At 75.5% G+C, this 25,077-nt stretch carries 26 protein-coding genes, 1 tRNA gene, 1 other RNA gene and 1 pseudogene; 12 read left to right on the plus strand and 17 right to left on the minus strand.

Going from position 1 to position 25,077, the window contains the following annotated elements:
* Positions 1-12: 12 nt before the first annotated feature.
* Positions 13-864, plus strand: coding sequence for a 3-methyl-2-oxobutanoate hydroxymethyltransferase (gene panB, locus ACYVQV_RS03005; RefSeq protein ID WP_461021780.1), 852 nt, complete (start codon positions 13-15; stop codon positions 862-864).
* A gap of 49 nt (positions 865-913) precedes the next feature.
* The gene (locus ACYVQV_RS03010; protein WP_461021781.1) at positions 914-1,093 is read left to right on the plus strand and encodes a DUF5302 domain-containing protein; all 180 of its coding nucleotides are present in this window, start codon (positions 914-916) and stop codon (positions 1,091-1,093) included.
* A gap of 19 nt (positions 1,094-1,112) precedes the next feature.
* Here the strand turns inward: ACYVQV_RS03010 and ACYVQV_RS03015 are convergent, their stop codons facing one another.
* On the minus strand, positions 1,113-1,997 hold the full coding sequence (locus ACYVQV_RS03015; protein ID WP_461021782.1) for a TIGR03621 family F420-dependent LLM class oxidoreductase: 885 nt from the start codon (positions 1,995-1,997) through the stop codon (positions 1,113-1,115).
* 76 nt (positions 1,998-2,073) lie between these two features.
* Positions 2,074-2,862, minus strand: a complete 789-nt coding sequence (locus ACYVQV_RS03020) for a helical backbone metal receptor (protein ID WP_461021783.1) — start codon at positions 2,860-2,862, stop codon at positions 2,074-2,076.
* 85 nt (positions 2,863-2,947) lie between these two features.
* Here ACYVQV_RS03020 and ACYVQV_RS03025 point away from each other — a divergent pair, with 85 nt between their 5' ends.
* Positions 2,948-4,519, plus strand: a complete 1,572-nt coding sequence (locus ACYVQV_RS03025) for a phytoene desaturase family protein (protein ID WP_461021784.1) — start codon at positions 2,948-2,950, stop codon at positions 4,517-4,519.
* A gap of 25 nt (positions 4,520-4,544) precedes the next feature.
* On the opposite strand, the gene ACYVQV_RS03030 is transcribed toward ACYVQV_RS03025, so the two are convergent.
* Positions 4,545-4,955: an SRPBCC family protein gene (locus tag ACYVQV_RS03030; RefSeq protein ID WP_461021785.1), complete on the minus strand. Its 411-nt coding sequence runs from the start codon at positions 4,953-4,955 to the stop codon at positions 4,545-4,547.
* A gap of 100 nt (positions 4,956-5,055) precedes the next feature.
* Positions 5,056-5,244: an SPOR domain-containing protein gene (locus tag ACYVQV_RS03035; RefSeq protein ID WP_461021786.1), complete on the minus strand. Its 189-nt coding sequence runs from the start codon at positions 5,242-5,244 to the stop codon at positions 5,056-5,058.
* Between the two features lie 107 nt (positions 5,245-5,351).
* Here ACYVQV_RS03035 and map point away from each other — a divergent pair, with 107 nt between their 5' ends.
* Complete coding sequence (gene map / locus ACYVQV_RS03040; protein WP_461021787.1) at positions 5,352-6,254, plus strand: type I methionyl aminopeptidase; 903 nt, start codon at positions 5,352-5,354, stop codon at positions 6,252-6,254.
* A gap of 139 nt (positions 6,255-6,393) precedes the next feature.
* A complete protein-coding gene (ppgK, locus tag ACYVQV_RS03045; RefSeq protein ID WP_461021926.1) occupies positions 6,394-7,152 on the plus strand; it encodes a polyphosphate--glucose phosphotransferase in 759 nt (252 codons plus the stop codon).
* A 54-nt stretch (positions 7,153-7,206) separates the two neighbouring features.
* On the opposite strand, the gene ACYVQV_RS03050 is transcribed toward ppgK, so the two are convergent.
* Both ACYVQV_RS03050 and rnpB read right to left on the minus strand, forming a co-directional pair.
* Positions 7,207-7,965, minus strand: a complete 759-nt coding sequence (locus ACYVQV_RS03050; protein ID WP_461021788.1) for a hypothetical protein — start codon at positions 7,963-7,965, stop codon at positions 7,207-7,209.
* 605 nt (positions 7,966-8,570) lie between these two features.
* Positions 8,571-8,961, minus strand: an RNA gene (rnpB, locus tag ACYVQV_RS03055) — RNase P RNA component class A.
* A gap of 66 nt (positions 8,962-9,027) precedes the next feature.
* Here rnpB and ACYVQV_RS03060 point away from each other — a divergent pair.
* Together ACYVQV_RS03060 and ACYVQV_RS03065 are read left to right on the plus strand one after the other, a co-directional pair.
* Complete coding sequence (locus ACYVQV_RS03060) at positions 9,028-9,651, plus strand: chloramphenicol phosphotransferase CPT family protein (protein WP_461021789.1); 624 nt, start codon at positions 9,028-9,030, stop codon at positions 9,649-9,651.
* A gap of 17 nt (positions 9,652-9,668) precedes the next feature.
* Entirely contained in the window at positions 9,669-10,484 is an 816-nt protein-coding gene (locus ACYVQV_RS03065) for a MerR family transcriptional regulator (protein ID WP_461021790.1), read from the plus strand.
* A 23-nt stretch (positions 10,485-10,507) separates the two neighbouring features.
* On the opposite strand, the gene ACYVQV_RS03070 is transcribed toward ACYVQV_RS03065, so the two are convergent.
* Positions 10,508-11,902, minus strand: coding sequence for an RNB domain-containing ribonuclease (locus ACYVQV_RS03070; RefSeq protein ID WP_461021791.1), 1,395 nt, complete (start codon positions 11,900-11,902; stop codon positions 10,508-10,510).
* A gap of 180 nt (positions 11,903-12,082) precedes the next feature.
* Here ACYVQV_RS03070 and ACYVQV_RS03075 point away from each other — a divergent pair, with 180 nt between their 5' ends.
* Complete coding sequence (locus tag ACYVQV_RS03075; protein ID WP_461021792.1) at positions 12,083-12,856, plus strand: YaaA family protein; 774 nt, start codon at positions 12,083-12,085, stop codon at positions 12,854-12,856.
* Positions 12,857-12,880: 24 nt separating this feature from the next.
* Here the strand turns inward: ACYVQV_RS03075 and ACYVQV_RS03080 are convergent, their stop codons facing one another.
* From ACYVQV_RS03080 to ACYVQV_RS03105, 6 genes and pseudogenes are all read right to left on the minus strand, one after another.
* On the minus strand, positions 12,881-14,176 hold the full coding sequence (locus ACYVQV_RS03080; RefSeq protein ID WP_461021927.1) for an O-succinylhomoserine sulfhydrylase: 1,296 nt from the start codon (positions 14,174-14,176) through the stop codon (positions 12,881-12,883).
* Positions 14,171-14,623 (minus strand): annotated as a pseudogene (locus ACYVQV_RS03085) (reverse transcriptase-like protein); the annotation flags it as partial. The pseudogene ACYVQV_RS03085 and the gene ACYVQV_RS03080, both read right to left, overlap by 6 nt.
* Entirely contained in the window at positions 14,572-15,315 is a 744-nt protein-coding gene (locus tag ACYVQV_RS03090; RefSeq protein WP_461021793.1) for a zinc ribbon domain-containing protein, read from the minus strand. The gene ACYVQV_RS03090 and the pseudogene ACYVQV_RS03085, both read right to left, overlap by 52 nt.
* Positions 15,312-16,454 carry a Nif3-like dinuclear metal center hexameric protein gene (locus tag ACYVQV_RS03095; RefSeq protein ID WP_461021928.1) on the minus strand — a complete coding sequence of 381 codons (1,143 nt, stop codon included), beginning with the start codon at positions 16,452-16,454 and terminating at the stop codon, positions 15,312-15,314. Before ACYVQV_RS03095 ends, ACYVQV_RS03090 begins: the two co-directional genes overlap by 4 nt.
* 201 nt (positions 16,455-16,655) lie before the next feature.
* Positions 16,656-16,728: transfer RNA gene (locus ACYVQV_RS03100), tRNA-Val, on the minus strand.
* 155 nt (positions 16,729-16,883) lie between these two features.
* Positions 16,884-17,360 carry a peroxiredoxin gene (locus ACYVQV_RS03105; RefSeq protein ID WP_461021794.1) on the minus strand — a complete coding sequence of 159 codons (477 nt, stop codon included), beginning with the start codon at positions 17,358-17,360 and terminating at the stop codon, positions 16,884-16,886.
* 71 nt (positions 17,361-17,431) lie between these two features.
* Between ACYVQV_RS03105 and ACYVQV_RS03110 the strand changes: the two genes are divergently transcribed.
* On the plus strand, positions 17,432-18,409 hold the full coding sequence (locus tag ACYVQV_RS03110) for a maleylpyruvate isomerase N-terminal domain-containing protein (RefSeq protein ID WP_461021795.1): 978 nt from the start codon (positions 17,432-17,434) through the stop codon (positions 18,407-18,409).
* 59 nt (positions 18,410-18,468) lie between these two features.
* Here ACYVQV_RS03110 and ACYVQV_RS03115 read toward each other — a convergent pair whose 3' ends face one another.
* Positions 18,469-18,897 (minus strand): DUF3052 domain-containing protein, encoded by a 429-nt coding sequence (locus ACYVQV_RS03115; RefSeq protein WP_461021796.1) that lies wholly within the window; start codon positions 18,895-18,897, stop codon positions 18,469-18,471.
* A gap of 177 nt (positions 18,898-19,074) precedes the next feature.
* On the opposite strand from ACYVQV_RS03115, the gene ACYVQV_RS03120 reads away from it, so the two are divergent.
* Positions 19,075-19,923, plus strand: a complete 849-nt coding sequence (locus ACYVQV_RS03120) for an SMP-30/gluconolactonase/LRE family protein (RefSeq protein WP_461021797.1) — start codon at positions 19,075-19,077, stop codon at positions 19,921-19,923.
* A gap of 4 nt (positions 19,924-19,927) precedes the next feature.
* On the plus strand, positions 19,928-20,782 hold the full coding sequence (gene fdhD / locus ACYVQV_RS03125) for a formate dehydrogenase accessory sulfurtransferase FdhD (protein ID WP_461021798.1): 855 nt from the start codon (positions 19,928-19,930) through the stop codon (positions 20,780-20,782).
* Between the two features lie 90 nt (positions 20,783-20,872).
* Here the strand turns inward: fdhD and ACYVQV_RS03130 are convergent, their stop codons facing one another.
* The 3 genes from ACYVQV_RS03130 to ACYVQV_RS03140 form a co-directional block, all read right to left on the minus strand.
* Positions 20,873-21,061, minus strand: a complete 189-nt coding sequence (locus ACYVQV_RS03130) for a DUF1918 domain-containing protein (protein WP_461021799.1) — start codon at positions 21,059-21,061, stop codon at positions 20,873-20,875.
* A 75-nt stretch (positions 21,062-21,136) separates the two neighbouring features.
* Positions 21,137-21,652, minus strand: coding sequence for an NUDIX hydrolase (locus ACYVQV_RS03135; RefSeq protein WP_461021800.1), 516 nt, complete (start codon positions 21,650-21,652; stop codon positions 21,137-21,139).
* Positions 21,649-22,071, minus strand: a complete 423-nt coding sequence (locus ACYVQV_RS03140; protein WP_461021801.1) for a secondary thiamine-phosphate synthase enzyme YjbQ — start codon at positions 22,069-22,071, stop codon at positions 21,649-21,651. The genes ACYVQV_RS03135 and ACYVQV_RS03140 overlap by 4 nt, the downstream gene beginning before the upstream one ends.
* A gap of 202 nt (positions 22,072-22,273) precedes the next feature.
* Here ACYVQV_RS03140 and aceE point away from each other — a divergent pair, with 202 nt between their 5' ends.
* Complete coding sequence (aceE, locus tag ACYVQV_RS03145) at positions 22,274-25,012, plus strand: pyruvate dehydrogenase (acetyl-transferring), homodimeric type (RefSeq protein ID WP_461021929.1); 2,739 nt, start codon at positions 22,274-22,276, stop codon at positions 25,010-25,012.
* The last annotated feature ends 65 nt before the right edge of the window (positions 25,013-25,077 follow it).

The following is a 25,077-nucleotide window of genomic DNA, read 5'->3' on the forward strand; positions in this document are numbered from 1 at the left end:
GGAGCAGCGCCGATGAGCGAGACCCCCGCCCCCTACGGTTCCGGCCCGGCGGCCACCGAGCCCCGGCGCCGGGTGCGCGTCCACCACCTGCAGCAGCTGACGGACCGCGGTGAGCGGTGGGCGATGCTGACCGCGTACGACCAGTACACCGCGGAGGTGTTCGACGAGGCCGGCATCCCCGTCCTGCTCGTCGGCGACTCGGCGAGCAACAACGTCTTCGGCTACGACACCACCCTGCCGGTGACCGTCGACGAGCTGCTGCCCCTGGTCCGCGCCGTCAGCCGGGCCGCGCGCCGCGCCCTCGTGGTCGCCGACCTGCCCTTCGGCTCCTACCAGGAGTCCCCGCAGCAGGCGGTGCGCACCTGCGTGCGCTTCATGAAGGAGGGCCGGGCGCACGCGGTGAAGCTCGAGGGCGGCCGGGAGGTCGCCGAGCACGTCCGGCTGCTCACCGACTCGGGCATCCCCGTGATGGGGCACATCGGCTTCACCCCGCAGAAGGAGCACGTCCTGGGCGGCTACCGCGTCCAGGGGCGGGGCACGGCCGCGGAGGAGCTGGTCGCCGACGCCAAGGCGCTGCAGGAGGCCGGGGCGTTCTCCGTCGTCCTGGAGATGGTGCCCTCGGTGGTCGCCGAGCGCATCAGCCAGGACCTGACCATCCCCACGGTGGGCATCGGCGCCGGGGCGGGGTGCGACGCGCAGGTGCTCGTGTGGCAGGACATGGCCGGGTTGCGCGGCGGCCGGGTGCCCCGGTTCGTCAAGCGGTACGCGGACCTGCGGGGCACGCTCCTGGACGCCGCGCGCACGTACGCCGACGAGGTGCGCGGCGGGGTCTTCCCGGCGCCGGAGCACGGGTTCGAGGACTGACCGCGAAAAGCCCTGTCCCCGTCGCCCGCCGGCGGGGCAGGATGGCGGCATGAGCGAACCCAAGGAGACCCCGACGACGCCGGCCGAGGACGCCCGGGCGCGCTTCCGGGAGGCGCTCGACCGCAAGAACGGCAAGCACGCCGACCCGCTGGCCCACAACCCGACCGTGGCGCACCCGCACACCTCGCCGGCCAAGCCGCAGCGCAGCTTCCGCCGCAAGTCGGGCTGACGGGCCGCTCGGCCCTCGGTCAGCCCCGGGCGGCGCGGGCGACCGCGAACAGCCCCTGCGCCGACCGGCCGTGGGTGCTCCAGGAGCGGACCCCCCAGCGTCGCGACCGGCGCACCAGCTCGGCGGCCGCCTCGTCCGGGTCGGCGGCCAGCAGCAGGAACGGGCAGTCGAGCAGCTGGTCCACGCCGAACCCGCTGTCCTCGGCCAACCGCTCGGCCGACTCGACGGGGTCGGCGTCCACGACGACCCACTGCAGGAGCACGTCGAGCTCCGGCGCCCGGCCGTGCTGCTCCGCCACCCTGCGGACCAGGGCGACGCGCTCGTCGGTCGTGGCCGTGTCCGCGAGGGTGAAGGTGCCCGCGCGCTCGCCGGGCACCTGCAGCAGCCCGGCCAGCCCCACCAGGTCGGCGGTGCGGGCCGCCACCTGCAGGGCACGCTCCCCCATCCCGGCGACCATCACCGGCACGGGGCGCTGCTCGGGCCGCGGTGAGTGCCCCTCGTCGGCCAGCCGACGGCGCACCTCCTCGACGAGCTCCTCCGTGCGCCGCCAGCGCCGCTCGATGCCCGGGAACTCCAGCCCGGCGTCCTCGTGCTCGTGCCTCATGTGCCCGGCGCCGACGCCGAGCTCGACGCGGCCACCGCTGAGGACGTCGAGGGTGGCGACCTCGCGGGCCAGCAGCGCCGGGTTCCAGAAGTAGGCGTCGAGCACGTAGGTCCGCAACCTCACGGTCCTCGTCGCGGCGGCGGCGGTGGCGAGGACCTGGAACGGTGCGGGGGCACCGAGGTGGTCCGCCATCGTCACGACGTCCATCCCGGCGTCCTCGGCCGACCGCGCGAGGGCCTGCAGGCTCGCGCCGTCCGTCCAGTCCCGCAGGGACACACCGAACCTCAGGTCGTCGCTCACTCCCGCAGCCTCGTCACCCGGCGCCTCGGCGTCCAGACCTGTTCACCCACGGCGTGCGCCACCCGGGCCGCTCGGATCAGCCGGCGTGCTGCACGGGTGCGCCGAGCTGACGGGTCAGGACGTCGACGGCGTCCACGAGGCTCGGCCCGTACCAGGTCAGGTGCCGACCCGAGGCGAGCGCGCACGGCAGCCCCGGGAACGCCTCCGGACCGTCCTGCGCGGTGAAGGCGTACGGCTCGTCGGGCAGGACCACGAGGTCGTGCTCCGGCAGGTCCGCCAGGTCGACCCGCGGGTAGCGCTCCGGGTGCCCCGCCAGCACGTTGTCGACGCCCAGCCTGGCCAGCACGTCACCCGTGAACGTGTCGCGCCCGACGGCCATCCAGGGGCGCCTCCAGATCGGCACGACGGCTCGTCGACGGCGTCCGCCGGGACCGTCGCACCGGCCCGCCGCGGCGGCGTCCCACACCCGGCGGGCGTCGTCGAGCCACGCCGGCGCGCCCGCACCGCAGGCCGCGAGCAGCCGGGCGAGCGAGACCAGGGCGCCGTCGACGGTCCGCACGTCCGTCACCCACACGGCCAGGCCGGCGCCACGCAGGACGGCCAGGTCCTGCTCGCGGTTCTCCTCGGCGTTGGCGAGCACCAGGTCGGGGCGCAGGTCGACGACCGCCTCGACGTCCGGGTTCTTGGTCCCCCGCACGCGACGCACGTCGAGGTCGCCGGGGTGGGTGCACCAGTCCGTGGCCCCGACCAGCAGGCCCGGGTCGGTGGCCGCGACGGACTCCGTCAGCGACGGCACCAGCGACACCACCCGGCGCACGTGCTCGGGAACCTCGACGGGGTGGCCGGTGTCGTCGACGCGCAGCACGCCGCGATCCTCCCACGCCGTCCCGCCCGTCCGGCGCGGCGCGTCCGTCCTCGGGCCGCGGCGCGCCGCGGTTACGGTGACCGGCATGCCGCAGCCCCCCGCGCCCCCGGCCGCCCGCTACGACGCCGTGGTCGTGGGCGGCGGCCACAACGGCCTGACGGCCGCCGCCTACCTGGCCCGTGCCGGGCGCTCGGTGCTCGTGCTCGAACGGCTCGACCACGTGGGTGGCGCCGCCGTGTCGGCCCGGGCCTTCGCGGGCGTGGACGCCCGGCTGTCGCGCTACTCCTACCTCGTCTCGCTGCTGCCGCGGCAGGTGGTCGCCGAGCTCGGCCTCGACCTGACCCTGCTGCGCCGGCGGTACTCCTCGTACACGCCCGTGCGCCGCGGCGGGCGCGACACCAGCCTGCTGGTCGACCACGGGGACGCCGTAGCGACGGCTCGCTCCTTCCGCGACGTGACGGGGTCCGACGCCGACCTGGCCGGCTGGACCGACCTGTACGACCGCCTCGGCCGGTTCGCCGAGCGGGTCTTCCCCACCTTCACCGAGCCTCTGGTCTCCCGGGAGGAGCTGCGGCGGCGCGTCGACGACGACGCGACCTGGCGCCTCGTCGTCGACGAGCCGCTGGGCCACGGCGTCGACGCGGCGGTCGCGGACGACGCCGTGCGCGGTGTCGTCATGACCGACGGGCTGATCGGGACCTTCGCGAGCGTGGACGACGCGTCCCTGCAGCAGAACCGCTGCTTCCTCTACCACGTCGTCGGCAACGGGACCGGGGACTGGGACGTCCCGGTGGGCGGGATGGGCGCGGTCTCCGGCGCCCTGCACGACGCGGCCGTCGCCGCGGGTGCCACGGTCGTCGTCGGTGCCGAGGTGACCGCGGTCGACCCGACCGGCGAGGTCGAGTGGCGCACGGCCGACGGGGGCACCCACCGCGTCGGCGCCGGGCACGTGCTCGCCGGCTGCGCACCGGCGACCCTGGCGCGCCTGCTGGGCGAGGAGCCCGACGGCGAGGGACCGGAGGGCGCGCAGCTGAAGGTCAACATGGTGCTCAGCCGGCTGCCGCGACTGCGGGACGGCGTCGACCCGGTGGCGGCGTTCAGCGGCACCTTCCACGTCAACGAGTCCCGGACCCAGCTCGAGGAGGCGTACCGGCAGGCCGAGGCCGGGCGGGTCCCGGACCTGCCCCCGTGCGAGATCTACTGCCACTCGCTGACCGACCCGTCGATCCTGGGACCTGACCTGAGGGCCGGGGGCGCGCAGACCCTGACCCTGTTCGGTCTGCACATGCCCGCCCGCCTGTTCCGCGAGGACCCCGACGGCGCCCGCGAGCGCGCGCTGCGGGCCACGCTGGCGTCCCTGGACAGCGTCCTCGCCGAGCCGGTGGAGGACTGCCTGCTGCGTGCCCCCGACGGGACACCGTGCCTGGAGGCCCGCTCCCCCGTGGACCTGGAGTCCGACGTCGGCCTGCCGGGCGGCAACATCTTCCACCGCGACCTGGCCTGGCCGTTCGCCGAGACGGACGACGAGGTGGGGCGCTGGGGCGTCGAGACCGCTCACCGGCGGGTGCTGGTGTGCGGTGCCGGGGCCCGCCGCGGAGGTGGCGTCAGCGGCGTGCCGGGGCGCGCGGCCGCCATGGCCGTCCTCGACGCCACCTGACCGTCGTCCCGCGCCGCCGCAGGCCCTACCCGAGGGTGGACTCGAGCCGGGCGAGCGCCTCCTCCCAGCGCGTCCGCAGCACCTCGCGGTCGGCGTCGCCGGGCAGGTGCTCGTGCACCAGGTCGAGCCGCGTCCCCGAGTCCTCGGCGACGAGGTGCAGGTCGACGAGGGTGCGCGGCGCGCCGGCGTCGGCGTGCCAGGACACGCGCAGCTGCTCCATCGGGTGGTAGCTGCGCACGACGCCCTCGGTCCCGTCCTCGGCGTGCCACGGCTCGCCCTTGTTGCCCAGGGTGGCGCCGCGACCCAGCAGGTCCTCGGTGCCCTGGGCGCTGATCAACAGCTCCCAGACCTTCTCGACGGGAGCCCCCACGGAGCGGGTCACCCGCACCGGCTCCCCGGTGGTCTCCTCAGCGGTGGACTGGCTGGGACTGCTCACGGCGCCTCCTACGGCTCACCCATCCGGTCCGGCGGGACCGGGTCCGCACCTGACCCCCACAGCAGACCAGCAACCGGGCCGCGGCACAACGGGTGACCGGTCAGGCGTCGTCGTCGCCCTCCCACGCGCGGTCCTCGGCGTCCCAGCGCTCGGTGTTCTCGCGGGCGGTCTGCAGCGCCTGCTGCGCCTCCTCGCGGGTGCGGTAGGGGCCGAGCAGGTTGCGCCAGTCGCTCTGGTGCCCCTCCTCGACCTGCTGCGTCTCGACGTTGAACCAGTACTCCTGTGCCACGTGCCCTCCTCGTCCCACGACGCCCACGTCACGAATCCCACTGGCGGCGCCCACCGGCGGTGCTCACCGGCGGGTCGGCCCCACCGGCCCGCGCCTAGACTCCCAGCATGTCGTCCAGCACCACGGACCGCCCGTCCGCCCGACCACGCCGGCGGCTCGAGCCCGGCACCGTCTCACCCCGGAGGGCCGTCCCGGCGTCGATCCCGCGGCCGGAGTACGTCGACCGCCCCGCCCCCGCACCCTTCACGGGGTCCGAGGTCAAGGACGCCGAGACGGTCGAGCGGATGCGCGTGGTGTGCCGGCTCGCCGCGCAGGCGCTCGCCGAGGTCGGGCGCCACGTGCGCCCGGGGGTGACGACCGACGAGCTGGACCGGGTCGGGCACGAGTTCCTCCTCGACCACGGCGCATACCCCTCAACGCTGGGGTACCGGGGCTTCCCGAAGTCGTTGTGCACCAGCGTCAACGAGGTGGTGTGCCACGGCATCCCCGACTCGACGGTGCTGCAGGACGGGGACGTCTGCAACGTCGACATCACGGCCTACCTGGTGGTCGACGGCGTCGGGGTGCACGGTGACAACAACGCGACCTTCCTCGTCGGCGACGTCGACCAGGAGGTCCGCGACCTGGTCGACCGGACCCGCACGGCGACGGAGCGGGCGATCAAGGCCGTCGCCCCCGGCCGGGAGGTCAACGTCGTCGGCCGGGTGATCGAGTCCTACGCGCGCCGCTTCGGGTACGGGGTCGTGCGCGAGTTCACCGGCCACGGGATCGGGACGTCCTTCCACTCGGGGCTGATCGTGCCGCACTACGACGCCGCCCCCAGGCACGACGACGTCATCGAGCCGGGGATGACGTTCACGATCGAGCCCATGCTCAACCTCGGTTCGCACGAGTGCGAGATGTGGGACGACGACTGGACGGTGGTCACGCGCGACGGCTCGGTCTCCGCGCAGTTCGAGCACACCGTCCTGGTCACCGACTCGGGAGCCGAGGTGCTCACCCTCCCCTGACCGCGCCGGAGCGCCGCACGTCACCGGCACCCGGGTTGCGGGACCGCCCGTCCTCCGGTGGTCTGGTGCTCCGCGACCCGAGGAGGACGACGTGGCAGCAGGAGCGGACTCGGGCGCACGGCACGCCGGGCACCGGCACGTGGCCCCGCCCACCGGCCGGGCGATCGGCGTGGACGTCGGCGGGTCGGGGATCAAGGGCGCACCGGTCGACCTCGACCGCGGCGAGCTGGCCGCGGAGCGGACCAGGATCCCGACCCCGCAGCCCTCGACCCCGGACGCCGTCGTCCCGGTGGTCGCCGAGGTGGTGGGGGCCTGCGGCGACGGCCCGGTGGGGGTCACCTTCCCGGCCGTCGTGCAGCACGGGGTGGCGCGCACCGCCGCGAACGTGGACGACGCGTGGATCGGCGCGGACGTCGCGGCCCTGCTGCGTGAGGCGACCGGTCACGACGTGGTGGTGGTCAACGACGCCGACGCCGCGGGGGTGGCGGAGGCCCGCTGGGGGGCGGCCCGTGACGTCGACGGCGTCGTCGTCGTCACGACGCTGGGCACGGGCATCGGCAGCGCCGTGCTGGTGGACGGCGTCCTGGTGCCGAACACCGAGCTCGGTCACCTCGAGGTCGACGGGCACGACGCCGAGACCCGGGCGGCGGACTCCGCGCGCAAGCGCGAGGACCTCGACTGGCAGCAGTGGGCGGCACGGCTGCAGCGGTACTACCGGGTCGTGGAGGACCTGTTCTGGCCCGACCTCATCGTGGTCGGCGGCGGGGTGAGCAAGAAGCACGACAGCTTCCTGCCGCTGCTCGACCTGCGGACGCCGGTCGTGCCCGCGCAGCTGCGCAACCAGGCCGGCATCGTCGGAGCCGCGGCGATCGCCGCGGAGGAGGCGTCGAGTGGCTGACTGACCGCTCCACGGGCACCAGCGGGAGCAGTCGGGTCAGCCGGCTCAGCCGGGTCAGTCCGAACCGGAGCCGAGGGGCGCCTGCCCGGTGGGGCTGGCCGTGGGGGCGGGCGTCGGGGCGGTGGGAGCCGGCGCCGACGTGCCGGTGGTCGAGGTGGTCGAGGTGGTCGTCCCGTCCTTGGGCACGGTGTCGCCGTCGCCCCCGCCGGAGGGCGGCGGCGGGCTGGTGTCGGGCGAGCTGACGCTCGGCGGGGCGCTCGGGGTCGACGTGGTCGGCGGGGCGCTCGGGGTCGACGTGGTCGGCGGGGCGCTCGGGGTCGAGGTGGTCGGCGGGGCGCTCGGCGACGGGGTGCTGCCGGTCGTGGGCGAGGTGGTGGTGCCCGCCCCGGGCCCGGACGACGCGGTCGACCCGGTGGGGTGACCGGGCGTCGTCCCCGCGGGGGCGGCCACGCCCTCGGCGCCCCGGCGCTGGGTGCTCGCGGCGGCCTCGGCGGCCGTGTCGGTGATCCACGGGCTGAGCGCCGGCACCGACGGGTCGGCGGCGAGCGGGGGCGGGCTCGTGGGGGCGTCCGCGCGCCGCACGTCCGCACCGTCCGGCTCCGCGAGCGCGGCGCGGGCGGACGAGCGGCCGCTGACGTAGGCGCCCGCGAGGTCCTCGCCGTGGAGGGCGGCCAGCTGGGTGGCGCCGGCGTCGTCGGGGGCGGACATCCGGTTGCCCGCCGTGACGGCGGTGGCGGCGATCAGCGCGGCGGCCACGCCGAGGGCGACGAGCTCGGCGGGGTTGCTGCGCACACCGGCGAGACGCTCCCGCACGGTGACCACCTCCTTGCCGGCTCGACCACGGACCGCCCGGTCCGCTGGTGACGTCCGCTCCTGACGTCTGCTGCTGTCATCGGCACGCTAGGCCCCTGACTTGAGTGCTGTCTCGGATTCACCCGAACGGCCCAAGGAAACCACTCCGGCGGCGGCCTCCGGGTGCCCGTTTCCGCACGATCTCCCCTTTGGCCGGATACGTCCACCACCTGGATCGATGAACACGTCGTGACTGCGGCAAGACGCGCAGTCACGTCCGCTCGCCGCTGCTGCGGTCCGGTGACGGGGCTCGACCTGCGGCTCACTCTGGGTCACCATGTGAACGGTGTCACCGTCCGCCCCATCCTCAGGAGGTCCCCGTGCGCCGCTTCTGGTCGACCCTCGTCCTCGGCGTCTCCGTCGTGATCGCCTCGAGCCTGCCCGCGCAGGCCCTGACGCCGATCACCTGCTGCTCCTGGTGAACCGCTCGCGGTGATCCGGGCGCACGACCCCGCCCGGCAGCCGGCCCCGCAACCCGTCCCGCCGCCCGGTCCGGGCACCGGGGGCGTCGCACCGACGCGGTAGGTCCCGGGCGTCGGAGCCGACGCCCGGGACCGGGCCGGGTGCGGACGAGCCGGCCTGTACGCCGGGTTCTGTCCTCGGCACGGTTGCCCGTGGTCCGATGGGCGACCATCCATCTACGACGTGCGTCGCCGCACGCCTCCAGCGGCCTACCCGGGAGCTCGGGCGGGCAGCCCTCGGACGCTCCCTGTCTGGCCTTGCTCCGGGTGGGGTTTACCGAGCCGCACCGGTCACCCGGTGCGCTGGTGGTCTCTTACACCACCGTTTCACCCTTACCCCGCGCCGTGGCCGGAGCCCGTGCGCGTGGCGGTCTGCTTTCTGTGGCACTGTCCCGCGGGTCACCCCGGGTGGGTGTTACCCACCACCCTGCCCTGCGGAGCCCGGACGTTCCTCGGCAGGGCCCGCAGGCCCCGACGCGGCCGCCCGGCCGGCTCGTCCGCTCCCCCAGCCTAGCCGCCCCGGACCGGGCGCGGAGCACGCGACGAGCGCCATGATGAGCCCGTGACCCGTGACCGCGGCCGCGTCGTCGTCCTCAACGGGACGTCGAGCGCCGGCAAGAGCACGCTCCTGCGCGCCGTCCAGGACGCCGAGGACGCCCCGTGGCTGGACCTGGGCCTGGACCGGTTCCTCGGCACGCTCCCCCGCCGGTACCTCGGTCCGCGGTGGCCCGAGGTGCAGCGGTACCGGCACGGACCGGACGGCGCGATCAGCGCCGTCGAACCAGGGCCGGCCGGGGACCTGCTGACCCGGGCCATGCACCGTGCGGTGGCGGCCGCCGCACGGTCCGGCGCGGACGTCGTCGTCGACCACGTCCTGCTGTCCCCCGCGTGGGCGCGCGACCTCGTCGCGGCGCTGGACGGCCTGCCGGTGCTCTGGGTCCGGGTCGGGTGCCCCCCGGACGTCCTGGTCCGCCGCGAGGCGGAGCGCGGCGAGCGGACGCTGGGGCAGGCGGCCGCCCAGCTCCCCGTCGTGCACGCGGCGCTCGCCGCGGCGGACCGCGACTACGACCTCGAGGTCGACACCTCGACGACGTCCCCGCAGGAGGGGGCGGCGGCCGTCCTCGCGGCGGCGTCGACGCTGGCCGGCCGACCCCTCCCGAACCCGCTTGACCCTCACCCGACGTGAGCCGGGACGGTGGTGGCATGACCGAGGCACCGCACCAGGCAGACCGCCACCAGGCCGACCAGCAGACGTTGACGGTGGGCCGGCTGGCCGACCTGCTCGACGTGACCGTGCGCACCCTGCACCACTACGACGAGATCGGCCTGCTGCGACCCAGCGCCCGGACCGCGGCCGGGTACCGGCTGTACACGCCGGACGACGTGACCCGTCTGCAGCACGTGGTGGTCTACCGGAGGCTCGGGTTCGCCCTGGAGGAGATCGCGCTGCTCCTGGACGACCCCGACGCCGACGTCGCCGCGCACCTGCGGCGGCAGCGGGCCGCGGTCGAGTCCCGGCTGGAGGAGATGCGCGGTCTCGTCACAGCCATCGACCGAGCCCTGGAGGCCGAAGTGAGTGGAGTGAACCTGACCACGGAGGAGCAGCGGGAGCTGTTCGGGGACGGCTTCTCGGACGAGTACGCCGCCGAGGCCGAGCAGCGGTGGGGTGACACCGACGCGTGGCGGCAGTCGCGCGAGCGCACCGCCCGCTACACGAAGCAGGACTGGGAGGAGATCAAGGCCGAGTCCGACGCGATCAGCGCCGAGCTCGCCGCCGCGATGGGCGCAGGGGAGCCCCCGACGTCCGAGCGGGCGATGGACGCGGCCGAGCGCGCCCGCCGGCAGATCCACGACCGGTTCTACGACCTGACGCCCGAGTTCCACCGCAACCTGGGCGACCTGTACGTCACGGACCCGCGGTTCACCCGCACGTACGAGGAGCTGGCGCAGGGCCTGGCGCAGTACGTCCGCGACGCCATCCACGCCAACGCCGACCGGCACGCGGCCGACGGCGGCTGACCGCGGCGCGTCCGGCCGTCGTCTCAGGCGAGCGCGAAGCGCACGGTGCGGCTCACCGGGTCCGCCTCGGTGAGCCGCACCGTCACCTCCGTGCCGAGCTCGAGGGCCCCGTCGCAGGCCGCGAGGACGGGCGGGTCCGTGACCTGGACGAGACCGCGGTCGCCCTTGACCACCTCGACCACGACCGCCGGGAACGTCCGGCCGACGTCCCTGCGCAGCACGGCCGCCTCGGCGGCGTCGACCGCGGCGCGCTCCAGGGCACCGGCGACCCGGTCGCTGGCCGACATCGCCTCCGGCAGGTCGGGCAGCGCGTCCCGGACCCACCCCGGCACCTCCCGGCCCGCGCACAGCGCCTCGCAGACCAGGAGGCCGAAGCGGTCGACGAGGCGGCGCAGCGGCGCGGTGACGTGCGCGTACGGCGCGGCGACCGCGGCCTGCTGGACCACGTCCGGTGCGCCCCCGTCGACCAACGGCGTGTACGCCGCGCCACGAAACAGGGTGGCGGACTCGTGCAGCAGCGCCAGCTGCCGAGGGTCCGCCGGGTCCAGGCGCCGCAGGAACGCGCCCTGGTCGAGCTCGTCCGGCCACGGGCTACCCAGCGCCGCGGCCTGGCGGCGGAACCGCTCCAGGGTCCGCTCGTCCGGCGGCGGCATGGTGCGCAGCAGGCCCACGCCGCCGGTGAGCATGAGCTCGGCGGCGGCCATCCCGGTCATCAGCGACACCTGGGCGTTCCAGTCCTCGCTGCGCACGGGGGGCCTCAGCCGCAGCTCGTACCCGTCCGGGTGGACCACCACCTCCTGGTCGGGGATCGCCAGGCTCGCGCCGCCCCGCTCCTGCTCGAGGGCGATCCTCAGCTCGCCGACCTCGCGCAGCAGCAGCAGGACGTCGTCCGCGGTACCGGCCTCGACGTCCGCCTGGACCTGCTCGTAGTCGAGCTGGACGCGGCTGCGCACCATCGCCCGACGCACCTGCGCCGAGGTGGTGCGCCCCTCGGCGTCCAGGTCGATCGTCCAGACGAACGCCGGTGCGTCCTGGCCGGGCAGGAGGCTCGCGGCACCCTCGCTGATCACCGGCGGGTGCAACGGCACCCGGCCGTCGGGGGCGTACAGCGTCTGCCCGCGCCGGCGCGCCTCGGCGTCCACCGCACCCCCGGGCCGGACGAAGGCGGGGACGTCGGCGATGGCGTAGCGCACCCGGTACCCGGTCCCACGGCGCGACAGGTGCAGCGCCTGGTCGAGGTCGGTGGCCCCGGGCGGGTCGACCGTCACGAACGGCACCTCGGTCAGGTCCGCGTCCGGCAGGTCCGGGGCGGCCGCCGACTCCTGCGCCTCGGCGAGCACGTCCGGACCGAAGGCGTCGGGCAGGTCCAGCTCCGCGCGCACGGCGTCCATGGCGCGCGTCAGCTCCGTACCCTCCACGACGGCGTCCCTGGGGGCGGGTCCGTCGGAGCGGGTGCGTCGCACTCTCGTCGGGGCCATGGCTCTCCGTCCGCTGCTCGGTGCCGACCGGGCGACCCGGCCGTGGACCGCCACCCTAGGGACCGGCGACCGCTGCGGCCCGCCGGGTCAGGCGGCCCGGCGCCCGCCTACCCTGACGTCGTGCTCGTGCTGCTGCCGCCGTCGGAGGGCAAGGCGTCCCGTCGCCGCGGGACGCCCGTGGTCCCCCGCACCCTGTCCCGCCCGGAGCTCACGGACGCCCGCCTGCAGGTCCTCGACGCCCTGGAGAAGGTCAGCGCGCACCCGGACGCGCTGGAGCTGCTCGACGTCGGTGCGTCGCTGGCCGCCGAGGTGGAGCGCAGCACCCGGTGGCGGACCGAGCCCGCCCTGCCGGCGTCCGCGCTGTACACCGGGGTGCTGTACGACGCCCTCGACTGGCCGACGCTGCCCGCAGGGGCCAAGCGGCGCGCCGCCTCGCGCCTGCTCGTCGTGTCGGCCGCCTGGGGCGTGCTGGCGCCAGGCGACCGGGTGCCTCCCTACCGGTTGTCCATGGGCGTCGACCTGCCCGGACCAGGGCCCCTGGCCGCGTTCTGGCGCCAGCGGCTGACACCGGTCCTGGACCCCGAGGCCGAGGGCCGCGTCGTCGTCGACTGCCGCTCGGCGACCTACGCCGCGGCCTGGCGCCCCGACACCGGACGGGCCGCGGCCGTGGTCGCGGTCCGGGTCCTGCGGGAGAGCGCGGGCCGTCGCAGCGTCGTCTCGCACATGGCCAAGCACACCCGCGGGCTCGTCGCCCGTCACCTGCTGACCCGGGCCGGCCGGGACCCGCGGACCGCCGAGCAGCTCGCGGCGGCCGTGGGCGAGCGGTACGACGTCGAGCTCACGTCGCCGGCGCGCGACCGGACGCGCACCCTGGACGTCGTCGTCCGCGACTGACGGCCCGCGCGTCCGCCCGTGCCCTCAGCGCCGGCGCAGCGCCTGGTCGAGGTCCTCGAGCAGGTCCTCGACGTCCTCGAGGCCGACCGACAGCCGCACCAGCGCGTCGGTGATGCCGACGCGGGCGCGGCCCTCCGGGCCGAGCCGGCGGTGCGTCGTCGTCGCCGGGTGCGTCACGAGCGACTTCGAGTCGCCGAGGTTGTTGGAGATGTCGACGACCCGCAGCGCGTCGAGGACCCGGAAGGCGGCGTCCTTGCCGGACTCCCCCGCACCCGGCTCCAGCTCGAACGTGACGACGGTGCCGCCGCCGCTCATCTGCCGCAGGGCCAGGTCGTGCTGCGGGTGGGAGGGCAGGTACGGGTAGCGCACCCACCGGACACCCGGCTGCTCCTCGAGCCACTGCGCCACCCGCAGCGCCGCCGCGGTCGAGTGCCTGACCCGCATGCCGAGGGTCTCCATGCCCTTGGTCAGCACCCAGGCGTTGAACGGGCTCATCGACGGGCCGGTGTGCCGCATCAGGTTCTGCACGGGGCCGTCGACGAACTCGCGGCTGCCGAGCACCGCGCCGCCCAGGACGCGTCCCTGCCCGTCGAGGTGCTTGGTCGCCGAGTACACGACGACGTCCGCGCCCAGGTCGAAGGAGCGCTGCAGGACCGGGGTGGCGAACACGTTGTCCACGACCACCTGCGCGCCGGCCGCGTGCGCCAGGTCGCAGACGGCCCGCACGTCGACCAGCTCCTGCATCGGGTTGGACGGCGACTCGAAGAACACGGCGTCCGCGGGGGTGGACAGCGCCCGCTCCCACTGGGCGAGGTCGGGCCCGTCGACGAACTCGGTCTCCACGCCCCAGCGGGGCAGGATCTCGTCGAGGATGACGAAGCACGAGCCGAACAGGCTGCGGGCGGCGACGACCCGGTCCCCCGCCTTCAGCAGCGCGGCGAGCGCGGTGAACACCGCCGACATGCCGCTGGCGGTGGCGAAGCACGCCTCTGCGCCCTCGACGAGGCGCAGCCGCTCCTGGAAGGCGGCGACCGTGGGGTTGCCGTACCGGGAGTAGACGAAGCGGTCGACGTCACCGGCGAACGCCGCCTCGGCGTCCGCGGCCGTGTCGTAGACGAAGCCGGACGTGAGGAACATCGCCTCGGCGGTCTCGTGGAAGTCGGTGCGGTCGAGCCCGCCGCGCACGGCGAGCGTGTCGGGACGCAGTCGCGTCGGGTCGGCGGCCGGTGCCTCGGACGTCGGCTCGGACGTCGGCTCGGACGTCGGCTCAGCGGCGACGCGGTGCCGCTCCCAGGACTCCCCGCGGGCGGCGGCGTCCATCGCCTCGTTGGCCAGACGGTCGGCGTGGCCGTTCATCGCCCGCGGGACCCACGTGTACGTGACCTGCGCCGGGGGGAGCACCTCGCGGGCCCGCCGGGCGAGGCGTCGCATGTCCTCGTGCTTGACCTGCCAGCGACCGGACATCTGCTCGACGACCAGCTTGCTGTCCATCCGCACCTCGACCCTGGCGGACGGGTCCAGCGCGGCCACCGCCTCCAGCCCGGCGACGAGCCCGCGGTACTCCGCGACGTTGTTCGTGGCCCTGCCGATCGCGGCGGCGTCCTCGGCCAGCACCTCCCCGGTGGAGGCGTCCTTGACGACGGCGCCGTAGCCGGCGGGGCCGGGGTTGCCGCGCGAGCCGCCGTCGGCCTCGACGACGAGGGACCGGACGCCGCTCACAGCCCGGAGTCCGGGGTGCGCACCAGGATCCGGCGGCACTCCTCGCACCGCAGCACCTCGTCGGGCGCCGCGGCGCGGATCCGGCCGAGGTCGACGGGGGTCAGCTCCAGCCGGCAGCCCTCGCAGCGACGGGCCTTGAGCGCGGCGGCACCGAGACCGCCGCTGGCCTCCCGGACCCGCTCGTAGAGGGCGACCAGACCGCTGTCGAGGCCCTCGGCGACCTGCTCGCGCTCCGCCGCGACGCGGCCGGACTCGGCGTCCAGCTCGGCCAGCGCGGCGTCCCGCTCGGCGGTGACGCGGTCGGACTCGGCGGACAGGCCGGACTGCTCGGCCTCGAGCCGGGCGACCTCCGCCTCGGCCGCCTCCAACCGCTCCATCACCTCGAGCTCGGCGTCCTCCAGCGTCCGCTGCCGGCGGGCGAGCGACTCCAGCTCGTGCTGGAGCGCCTGCAGGTCCTTGGCGCTGCCCGCACCGGAGTCCAGGCGCTGCTGGTCGCGGTCCGCGCGCGTGCGCACCTGCTCGACGTCCCGTTCGGCCTTCGCGAGCTCGCGGCGCACGTCGTCCGCAGCGGTCCGGGCCGTGACGAGCTCGTCGCGCAGGACCGTGGCCCGGGCCCCGAGGTCGGCCAGCTGCTGGTGCTGGGGCAGGCTGCGCCGCCGGTGGGCGAGCTGGGCCAGCCGGGTGTCGAGGGCCTGGACGTCGAGCAGCCGGACCTGGTCCAGGGCGTTGGCGGTGGTCACCTGACGATTCCTCCAGAGCTGGGCACGCGGAACGTCCACGGGTCGGTGCAGGCCCCGGACACGGTGACGTCCACCGTAGTGCCGGCCTCCTCGAGGACCCCGCTCAGGCGGTCCGCGCACCCGTGCAGCCAGGGCCACTCGCTGGCCCAGTGGGCGACGTCGACCAGGTACGGCGGTCCCCCGCGGGCCTCCTCGCGGGCTTCGGACGCCGGGTGGTGGCGAAGGTCCGCGGTGACGAACACGTCCGCGCCGCTGGCGCGCACCTCGTCGAACAGCGAGTCGCCGCTGCCCCCGCAGACCGCCACCGTGCGGACGACGGCCGCCGGGTCACCGGCGACGCGCACCCCCTGCGCGGTGTGCGGCAGCGAGCGCGCGACCTCCCCGGCGAAGCGCTCCAGCGTCGTCGCCGCCTGCAGCGTGCCGATGCGGCCCAGGCCGCGCGGCGACGGCTCGTCCGCGAGCACGAGCAGGTCGTAGGCGGGCTCCTCGTAGGGGTGCGCGGACCGCAGGGCCGCCACCACGGACGACGCGGCACGGGCGGGCAGCACCACCTCCACCCGCGTCTCGGCCACCTCCTCGCGCCGGCCCGGCTCGCCGGTGTGCGGGCGGGCGGCGGGGCCGGGCTCGAAGGTGCCCGTGCCGGTGGTGGTCCAGGCGCAGCGGCTGTACTCGCCGATGTGCCCTGCCCCGGCCCCGGTGAGCGCGTCCAGCACGGCCGGCGCGGACTGCGCCGGGGAGAACGTCACCAGCTTCAGCCGCGGGTCCTGCGGCACGGGCACGAGCGGCCGCAGGCCGGTCAGGCCGAGGACGCGCGCGAGGGCGTCGGACACCCCGGGGACCGCCGCGTCGGCGTTCGTGTGCGCCACGTACAGCGCGCAGCCACCGCGCACCAACCGGTGGAGCAGGGCGCCCTTCCACCGGTCGGCCGCCACCGAGTGCACGGCGCGCAGCAGCAGGGGGTGGTGGACGACGAGCAGGTCCGCCGCGCCGGCGAGGGCCTCCTCGACGACCTCCCCGACGGGGTCGACGGCCAGCAGGACCCGGCGCACCTCGGCGTCCGGGTCGCCGCAGACCAGGCCCACGGCGTCCCAGTCCTGGGCCCACTGCCGCGGGTACAGCGCGTCGAGGTGGTCCACCACGTCCCCGAGCCGGGCCGTCGTGGACCCGGTGCCACCGGCCGCGTCGGCCTGGCCGGTCGGGTGGGTCGGGTCCGTCGGGTCGGTCGGGTCCGGTGTCGTGTCGGGGTCGCTGCGGGCCACGCGCGGGAGGCTACCTGCCCGACGCCGGCGCGGGGGCCGGGCGCCCGCCGGGCCGCCGACGCGGACGGGTGGGCAGGTGGGTGGGCCCGGCCGGGTTCGAACCGACGACACCCGCGGTGTAAGCGCGGTGCTCTACCAGCTGAGCTACAGGCCCTCACCCGGCGCAGGCCGGGTCGGGTGCGACCCGGCCTGCGCCGGGCGGCAGAGGGCCACGGCCGCCGTAGTCTCGGGCCAGCGGCGACCGTGGCGCCTCTAGGAAACCGTACGGCGCACCGTCACGGGAAGGGCGCGACCGGATCCGATGGCGCGTCAGAGCGCCGCGACGGCCTCGCGGTACGCCGCGAGGTCGCGGGCCTCCCCCATGCCGTTCACGACGGCCCAGCGCAGCACGCCGTCGCGGTCGACCAGGAAGCTGCCGCGGGTGGCCGACCCCGTCGTCTCGTTGAAGACCCCGTAGGTGCGCGCGACCTCGCCGTGCGGCCAGAAGTCGCTGAGCAGCGGGAACTCGTACCCCTCGGCCTGCGCCCACGCGCGCAGCGCGAACACCGGGTCGCAGGAGACGGCCAGGACCTGGACGCCGTCGGCGCGGAACGCCGCCAGGTCGTCGCGGATCTCGCACAGCTCGCCGGTGCAGATGCCGGAGAAGGCGAAGGGGTAGAAGACCACGAGGACGGCGGACTGCCCCGCGAAGGCGGACAGGCTGACGTCCTGACCGTCCTGGTCGCGCAGGGTGAAGTCGGGCGCGGGGGCGCCCACCGTGGGGGCGGCGGTGGCCGTCTCGGTCATCGGGGTCCTCTCGTCGGTGGCCGGCGCGGGCCACGGTGGCTGCGCCGGCGGTCGGGCGGCAGGATGACAGTGTGGCACCGCGTGCACGTGACCTCGTCCCCGAGCCCGGGGAGCGGGGGCTGGCGTCCTGCGAGCCGGTGGACGTGGCCGCGCTGCTGGGGCCGGCATGGGACGGTCTGGTGGGGATGGCCGCCGACGCCGACCTGGACGCGCAGACCCGCCTCCCGGGCTGGACGGTGCGCCACGTGCTGGTGCACCTCGGCCGGTGGGACGTCGACGAGCGCCGGCTGGAGCGCCTCGTCGCCGACGCCCGCGCGGGCACGGTCGGCACGGCCGACGACACCGACGCCCGCAACGCCGGGGTGGTCGCGGCGCACCACGACGCCAGCCGCGCCGAGGTCGTCGGCGCCCTGGAGGCCGCGCGCGACGCCGTCCTGGCCCTGCTCAGGGGACCCGAGGGCGCCGAGCTCGGCCGGCGGCCCGTGGCCTCCGTGGTGGGACCCCTGCCTCTGGCCGGGCTCCTGGTGGCCCAGGCCTACGAGCTAGCCGTGCACGGCCTGGACGTCGCCGACGCGACCGCGGGGACGGTCCCCGAGCAGCTGCTCGGCGCGGGCGTCGCGGGGATGACCGACGTGGTCGGTGCGCTCAGCGCCCGGCACCGCGTCGCGGCGACGTTCGCGGTGGCCACCCCGCAGGGCTGCTGGGCGACCGGGTCCGCCGAGGACGGGAGCTGGACCACGATCGAGGTGGACCTCGGTGTCCGACCGGCCCGGCTGGGCTGGCCGGCGCTGGCCGGCGAGGCCTCGGACGTGCTCGAGGCGGCCTCCGGGCGGGCGCTGGCGGCGCAGCTGCTCGCCACCCGCAGGCTGCGCGTGCACCACCCGGCGGGTCTGGTCAGGCTGCTGCCCGCGCTGCGTGACGTGCCCGGCCTGCCGGGTGGGTCGGCGCTGGAGGCCAGCCTGGGGGCGATCGGCCAGACGGGCCGCCTGCTCGCGCGGGTGTCGGCCGGGGTCACCGGCGGGGTGACGTCGGTGCTGCGGCGCGACTGAGAGGGCTGCGGCGGGACTGAGAGGCGAGCCGGACCGAGCGGGCGCCGGCCCGCGGCGTGTCAGGCGCGCCGGGTGCCGGGCGCGACCAGACGGGTGCCGGACCAGTCCTTCGTGGCGCTGACGCTCTTGGTCGCGTGCATCCCGGCGGTCGTGGCGGCCTCCTGGATGTCCGAAGGCTCCACGTGGCCGTCGCGGCCCGCCTTGGGCGTCAGGAGCCAGATGACCCCACCCTCGCCGAGGGACGGGATCACGTCCTGCAGCCCGTCGACGAGGTCGCCGTCCTCCTCGCGCCACCACAGCACGACGGCGTCGACGACGTCCTGCGCGTCCTCGTCCAGGAGCTCCTCGCCCGTGACGTCCTCGATCGCGTCGCGAAGGTCCTGGTCGACGTCGTCGTCGTAGCCGAACTCCTGCACGAGCTGGCCGGGCGTGAAGCCCAGACGCGTCGCCACACCCTGATCCGCCGCGGGATCCGCGGTCGCGCCCACGTGCTGCTCCCTGTCTCGAACGCTCCGACCCTGCCCGGGCCCTGTGCAGCGAAGGCTCTCACCTCCGCGCGTCCGACGGTAGTGCATCGGCCCTGGTCGGGCCCGGACAGGTCGCCCCGGCCGGTCCGGCGGGACGGACGCGTCGCGTCGGCGCCGCCGTCGTGCTCGACTGTGCCCGTGGACGACGTCGAGAACGTGACCGGGCCGGTGGCGCACCACGCGGAGGGCCCGTGCTGGTCGCCCACCTGGGGCGGGCTGCGCTTCGTGGACCTGACGGCCGGTGACCTGCTCACCCTGCACGGCGACCGCGTGCGACGCCGGCACGTGGGCGAGGTCGCCGCGTTCGTGCGGCCCCGCTCCGGCGGCGGCTTCGTCGTCGCGCTGGAGCGCACGCTGGCCCTCGCCGGCTCCGAGGACGACGAGCTGCGGCCGCTGCCACCGCTGTGGGAGGACCCGGGCGTGCGGTTCAACGACGGCGGGTGCCTCCCGTCGGGGACGCTGTTCGCCGGGTCGATGGCGTACGACGGCTCGCCCGGCCGGGGTGCGCTGCTGCGGGTGGGCACGGACCTGGGTGTCGCCCCGTTCGTCGAGCAGGCCGGGGTCGCCAACGGGTTCGGCGTCTCCCCCGACGGCTCCCGGGCGTACTGGGTCGACAGCACCACCCAGCGGGTGGACGTGTTCGACGTGGACGGCGACGCCCTCGTCGACCGTCGGCCCTTCGCGCACGTCGACGCCGAGGACGGGACGCCGGACGGCCTGGCCGTGGACGCCGAGGGCGGGGTCTGGGTCGCGCTCTTCGGCGGCTCCGTGGTGCGTCGTCACGACGCGGACGGCCGGCTCGACGCCGTGGTGCCGTTGCCGGTCTCCCAGGTCACGGCGTGCGCGTTCGGCGGCGAGGACCTGGACGTGCTGTACGTGACGACCTCCCGCCAGGGCCTGCCCGAGCAGGCGGAGCCGCAGGCCGGTTCGGTGTTCGCGGTCACGCCCGGGTGCCGCGGCCTGCCGGTGCTCCCCTTCGGCGGGTGACGACGTGGGCAGGGTGACGCGGCGGACCCCGGTGGTGAGGCTGCGCCTGCCCGACGACCCCCGGGGGCGTCCGCTGGTCACGACCCGCCCCGACGCGGTCGCGGTGGAGGAGCCGCTGGAGATCCGCGTGGACGGCGAGCCGCTGGTGACGACGATGCGCACCCCCGGCCACGACCTGGACCTGGCCCTGGGGTTCCTGCTGACCGAGGGGCTCCTGCCCGGGCCGCAGGCCGTCGCGACCGGGGTGCACTGCTCCGACGTGGACGAGCAGGGGTCACCGACGTTCAACGTGCTGGAGCTGACCCTCGCTGCCGGGGTGGCGCCCCCCGACCTGGCCGGCCGCCGGACCTTCGGCGTGACGTCCGCGTGCGGCGTGTGCGGGTCGGCGTCGGTCGACGCCGTCCGCGAACGGGGCGCGCCGGACCTGGGCGGGGACGCGGTCACGGTGGACGCCCGGGTGCTGGCCGGGCTGCCGCAGCGACTCAGGGAGGTGCAGGGCGCCTTCGAGCGCACCGGCGGCCTGCACGGCGCCGCGCTGTTCGAGGCGGACGGGACGCTGGTCGCGGCGGCCGAGGACGTCGGGCGGCACAACGCCGTCGACAAGGTGCTCGGCCGCTGCGCGCGCGAGCGGGGCTGGCCGCTGACCGGCACGGTGCTCGCGCTGTCGGGGCGCGCCTCCTTCGAGCTCGTCCAGAAGGCGTGGGTGGCCGGGGTCCCGGTGGTGGCGGCGGTCTCGGCGCCGTCCTCGCTCGCCGTCGAGGTCGCCCGCAGCGCGGGCCAGACGCTCGTCGGCTTCCTGCGACCGCCGACGCTGAACGTCTACGCCGGGCCGCAGCGCGTGCTCGGCGCCGTCGGCTGAGCCGAGGGGCTCCGACCGGCCGTGACCGGCTGTGACCGACCGTGACCGGCCGCTGACCGGCCGGTCACCCTGTGCGCGTCACCCGCACCCTCAGCCGCTCGCCGACCGCACGGACGTGTCGGGACCGGGCACGAGCACGCCCTCGTGCCCGTCGGCGTGGCGCACCCGGTACGGCGGGCCGCCGTCCTCGCCGAGGACCTCGACGACCTCGCACTCCTCGTCCGCCTGCCCGACGACCTTGCCGTGCATCGTGAGCCGGTCTCCGACTGCTGCCCGCATGTCGACCTCCCCGCGGCTGGGTGACCCCTCCACGGTACGAGCCCGCCGCCCGGTGCGGAACACCCCGGCGCGGGGTCAGCCCACCGCGCGCAGCAGGTCCAGCAGGTCCGACGGGTGCACGACGTCGCCGGTCCGCTGCAGCTCCGCCGCGGTCCACCACCGGTGGTCCACGACGCTGCGCCGCTCCACCTCCGTCCAGGCGGACCGGTCGACGTGGACGTCGGCGGCCGGTGCCCGCACGACGAAGAAGCTCTCCTGCTGGCGGTACCAGCGCCCCTCGAAGGAGAACCCGCACACGCGGGTCGCGCGCACCCGGCCGACGTCCGCGGCGACCACGCCGGTCTCCTCCCGCAGCTCGCGGCGAGCGGCCGCGGCCAGGTCCTCGCCGGGGTCGACGCCCCCGCCCGGGGTGAACCACCAGGTGCCCAGGTCCGGCCGGGCGGGGTCGCCGCCGCGGAACAGCAGCGTGCGCCCCCGCTCGTCGAGCAGGACGACGCGCGCCGCGGTCCGCTCGACGACGTCCTGCCGGGCGCCGGCGGGCGGGGCCGCGTCGTCGGCCAGCCGCAGCGGGCGGGCGGGCCGGTGGCTCACGCGGGCAGGTAGGACAGCCGCACGCGCCGGTCGGGGTTGTCGGCGTTGGTGTCGACGAGGCACACGCTCTGCCACGTGCCCAGCGCCAGCCGGCCGTCGACCACGGGCAGGGTGGCGTACGGGGCGACGAACGCGGGCAGGACGTGGTCGCGGCCGTGCCCGGGCGAGCCGTGCGCGTGCCGCCACCCGTGGCCGGCCGGCCCCTCGGCGGGCAGGACGGCGGCCAGCGCCGCGAGCAGGTCGTCGTCGGACCCGGCGCCGGTCTCGATCACCGCGACCCCGGCGGTGGCGTGCGGGACGAACACGTGCAGCAGGCCGTCGCCGGCGCCCGCGTCGGCGAGGAAGCGCCCCACCTCGTCGGTCAGGTCGTGCACCCGCTCGTCGCTGCCGGTGCGGATCTCGAGGACCTCGGTGCGCATCCAGCGCACGCTACCGGGGAGGCCGCCCGCCGCTCGTCAAGAGGGGGTCGATGTGACGTGGCGCGCACGGAGGGACAGGATGGACCCGTCACCGCACGCGACCGCACCCGACCCACCGGTCACCGGCCGCGCGCGTCGCACGAGTGGAGAACGAGGTCCCGACGTGGCAGGACGCGAGGAAGCCGGCCCCATCCTCAACGGGATGCCGAGCCAGCTGCCCGACATCGACCCCGAGGAGACGGCGGAGTGGCGCGAGTCGCTCGACGGAGTCGTCGACGAGCGCGGCCGCCAGCGGGCCCGCTACCTGATGCTGAGCATGCTGCAGCGGGCGCGGGAGCGGCAGGTCGGCGTCCCCAGCCTGACGGCCACCGACTACGTCAACACCATCCCGCCGGAGTCGGAGCCGTGGTTCCCCGGTGACGAGGAGGTCGAGCGCCGCTACCGGGCGTTCCTGCGCTGGAACGCGGCCGTGATGGTGCACCGGGCCCAGCGTCCCGACATCTCCGTGGGCGGCCACATCTCCACCTACGCGTCCTCCGCGACGCTGTACGAGGTCGGCTTCAACCACTTCTTCCGCGGCAAGGACCACCCCGGCGGCGGCGACCACGTCTTCATCCAGGGCCACGCCTCCCCCGGCATCTACGCCCGCGCGTTCCTCGAGGGCCGCCTCTCGGAGGGCCAGCTCGACGGGTTCCGCCAGGAGCTGTCGCACCCGGGCGGCGGGATCCCGTCCTACCCGCACCCGCGCCTGATGAAGGACTTCTGGGAGTTCCCCACGGTCTCGATGGGCATCGGCCCGATGAACGCGATCTACCAGGCGCAGTTCAACAAGTACCTGCACGCCCGCGGGATCAAGGACACCTCCCAGCAGCAGGTGTGGGCGTACCTCGGCGACGGCGAGATGGACGAGCCGGAGAGCCGGGGCCTGCTGCAGGTGGCCGCGTTCGAGGAGCTCGACAACCTCAACTTCGTCATCAACTGCAACCTGCAGCGTCTCGACGGCCCGGTCCGCGGGAACGGCAAGATCATCCAGGAGCTGGAGTCGTTCTTCCGCGGTGCCGGGTGGAACGTCATCAAGGTCGTCTGGGGTCGGGAGTGGGACCCGCTGCTCGGCGCCGACCGCGACGGCGCGCTGGTCAACCTGATGAACCAGACCCCGGACGGCGACTACCAGACCTACCGGGCCGAGGACGGCGCGTTCATCCGCGACCACTTCTTCGGCCGCGACCCGCGCACGCAGCGGATGGTCGAGAAGATGTCCGACGAGGACATCTGGAAGCTCAAGCGCGGCGGGCACGACTACCGCAAGGTGTACGCGGCGTACAAGGCCGCGGTGGAGCACACGGGGCAGCCCACGGTCATCCTCGCGAAGACCATCAAGGGCTACGGCCTGGGCACGCACTTCGCCGGCCGCAACGCCACGCACCAGATGAAGAAGCTGACGCTGGACGACCTCAAGGGCCTGCGCGACAGCCTGCGCATCCCCGTGTCCGACGAGCAGCTCGAGGCCGACCCGTACCTGCCGCCGTACTACCACCCCGGCGAGGACTCCGAGGAGGTCCGCTACCTGCGCGAGCGCCGGCGCGTGCTCGGCGGCTTCGTGCCGGAGCGGCGCGTCGACGCCAAGGCGCTCGAGCTGCCCGGCGACGACGCGTACAAGGTCGTCAAGCGGGGGTCGGGCAAGCAGAGCGTCGCGACCACGATGGCGTTCGTCCGCCTGCTCAAGGAGCTGATGCGGGACAAGGAGTTCGGCCGTCGCGTCGTCCCGATCATCCCGGACGAGGCGCGCACGTTCGGGATGGACTCGTTCTTCCCGACCGCGAAGATCTACAACCCGCACGGGCAGAACTACGTGTCCGTCGACCGCGAGCTGATGCTCGCGTACAAGGAGTCCGAGCAGGGCCAGATCCTGCACGTCGGCATCAACGAGGCGGGGTCCGTCGCCGCCTTCACCGCGGCGGGCACGTCGTACGCCACGCACGGCGAGCCGATGATCCCGGTCTACATCTTCTACTCGATGTTCGGGTTCCAGCGCACCGGCGACGGGCTGTGGGCGGCGGGCGACCAGATGACGCGCGGCTTCCTGCTGGGGGCGACCGCGGGGCGCACGACGCTGACCGGTGAGGGGCTGCAGCACGCCGACGGGCACTCGCTGCTGCTGGCCTCGACGAACCCCGCGGTCGTGTCCTACGACCCGGCGTACGCCTACGAGCTCGGGCACGTGGTGCGCGACGCCCTGGAGCGCATGTACGGGGCGGACGGGGCCCACGCCGACGGCGGCGCACGCGACCGCGACGTCATGTACTACCTGACGGTCTACAACGAGCCGATGCCCCAGCCGGCGGAACCGGACGACCTGGACGTCGAGGGTGTCCTGCGCGGGATCTACCTGCTCTCCCCCGGCCAGCGCACCGAGGGCCGTCCGCGGGTGCAGCTGATGGCCTCGGGCGTCGCGGTGCCGTGGGCCCTGGAGGCCCAGGAGCTCCTCGGCAGGGACTTCGGCGTCGACGCGGACGTCTGGAGCGTCACGTCGTGGAACGAGCTGCGGCGCGACGGCCTGGCCTGCGACGAGTGGGCGTTCGACCACCCCGGCGAGGAGCGGCCCACCCCGTTCGTCGCCCAGCGGCTCGCCCAGCACGACGCGACAGGCCCGGTGGTGGCGGTCTCGGACTGGATGCGGGCCGTCCCCGACCAGATCCGCCAGTACGTGCCGAACGAGTTCGTGTCGCTGGGCACCGACGGCTTCGGCCTGTCGGACACCCGCCCGGCGGTCCGCCGGCACTTCCACGTCGACGGTCCGTCGATCGCCTACCAGGCGCTGGCGGAGCTGGCGCGTCGCGGCGAGGTCGAGCGCGACGTGCCGGGGCGGGCGTACGAGCAGTACCGGCTGCACGACGTGACGGCCGGGACGACGGGCAACAACGAGGGCGACTCCGGCTGAGCCCCGCCCCGCGCGGCCCGCACGTGACGAGGCCCCGGTCCCTGCGGACCGGGGCCTCGCTGCGT

The organism is Thalassiella azotivora (genome assembly GCF_054781695.1).

What these genes read in the sequence shown, in the direction of transcription:
- panB (WP_461021780.1), top strand. Translation starts at nt 13, where the DNA reads ATGAGCGAGACCCCCGCCCCCTACGGTTCCGGCCCGGCGGCCACCGAG.
- ACYVQV_RS03010 (WP_461021781.1), top strand. Translation starts at nt 914, where the DNA reads ATGAGCGAACCCAAGGAGACCCCGACGACGCCGGCCGAGGACGCCCGG.
- ACYVQV_RS03025 (WP_461021784.1), top strand. Translation starts at nt 2,948, where the DNA reads ATGCCGCAGCCCCCCGCGCCCCCGGCCGCCCGCTACGACGCCGTGGTC.
- map (WP_461021787.1), top strand. Translation starts at nt 5,352, where the DNA reads ATGTCGTCCAGCACCACGGACCGCCCGTCCGCCCGACCACGCCGGCGG.
- ACYVQV_RS03065 (WP_461021790.1), top strand. Translation starts at nt 9,669, where the DNA reads ATGACCGAGGCACCGCACCAGGCAGACCGCCACCAGGCCGACCAGCAG.
- ACYVQV_RS03080 (WP_461021927.1), bottom strand. Translation starts at nt 14,176, where the DNA reads ATGGACGCCGCCGCCCGCGGGGAGTCCTGGGAGCGGCACCGCGTCGCC.
- ACYVQV_RS03105 (WP_461021794.1), bottom strand. Translation starts at nt 17,360, where the DNA reads ATGACCGAGACGGCCACCGCCGCCCCCACGGTGGGCGCCCCCGCGCCC.
- ACYVQV_RS03130 (WP_461021799.1), bottom strand. Translation starts at nt 21,061, where the DNA reads ATGCGGGCAGCAGTCGGAGACCGGCTCACGATGCACGGCAAGGTCGTC.
- ACYVQV_RS03140 (WP_461021801.1), bottom strand. Translation starts at nt 22,071, where the DNA reads ATGCGCACCGAGGTCCTCGAGATCCGCACCGGCAGCGACGAGCGGGTG.
- aceE (WP_461021929.1), top strand. Translation starts at nt 22,274, where the DNA reads ATGCCGAGCCAGCTGCCCGACATCGACCCCGAGGAGACGGCGGAGTGG.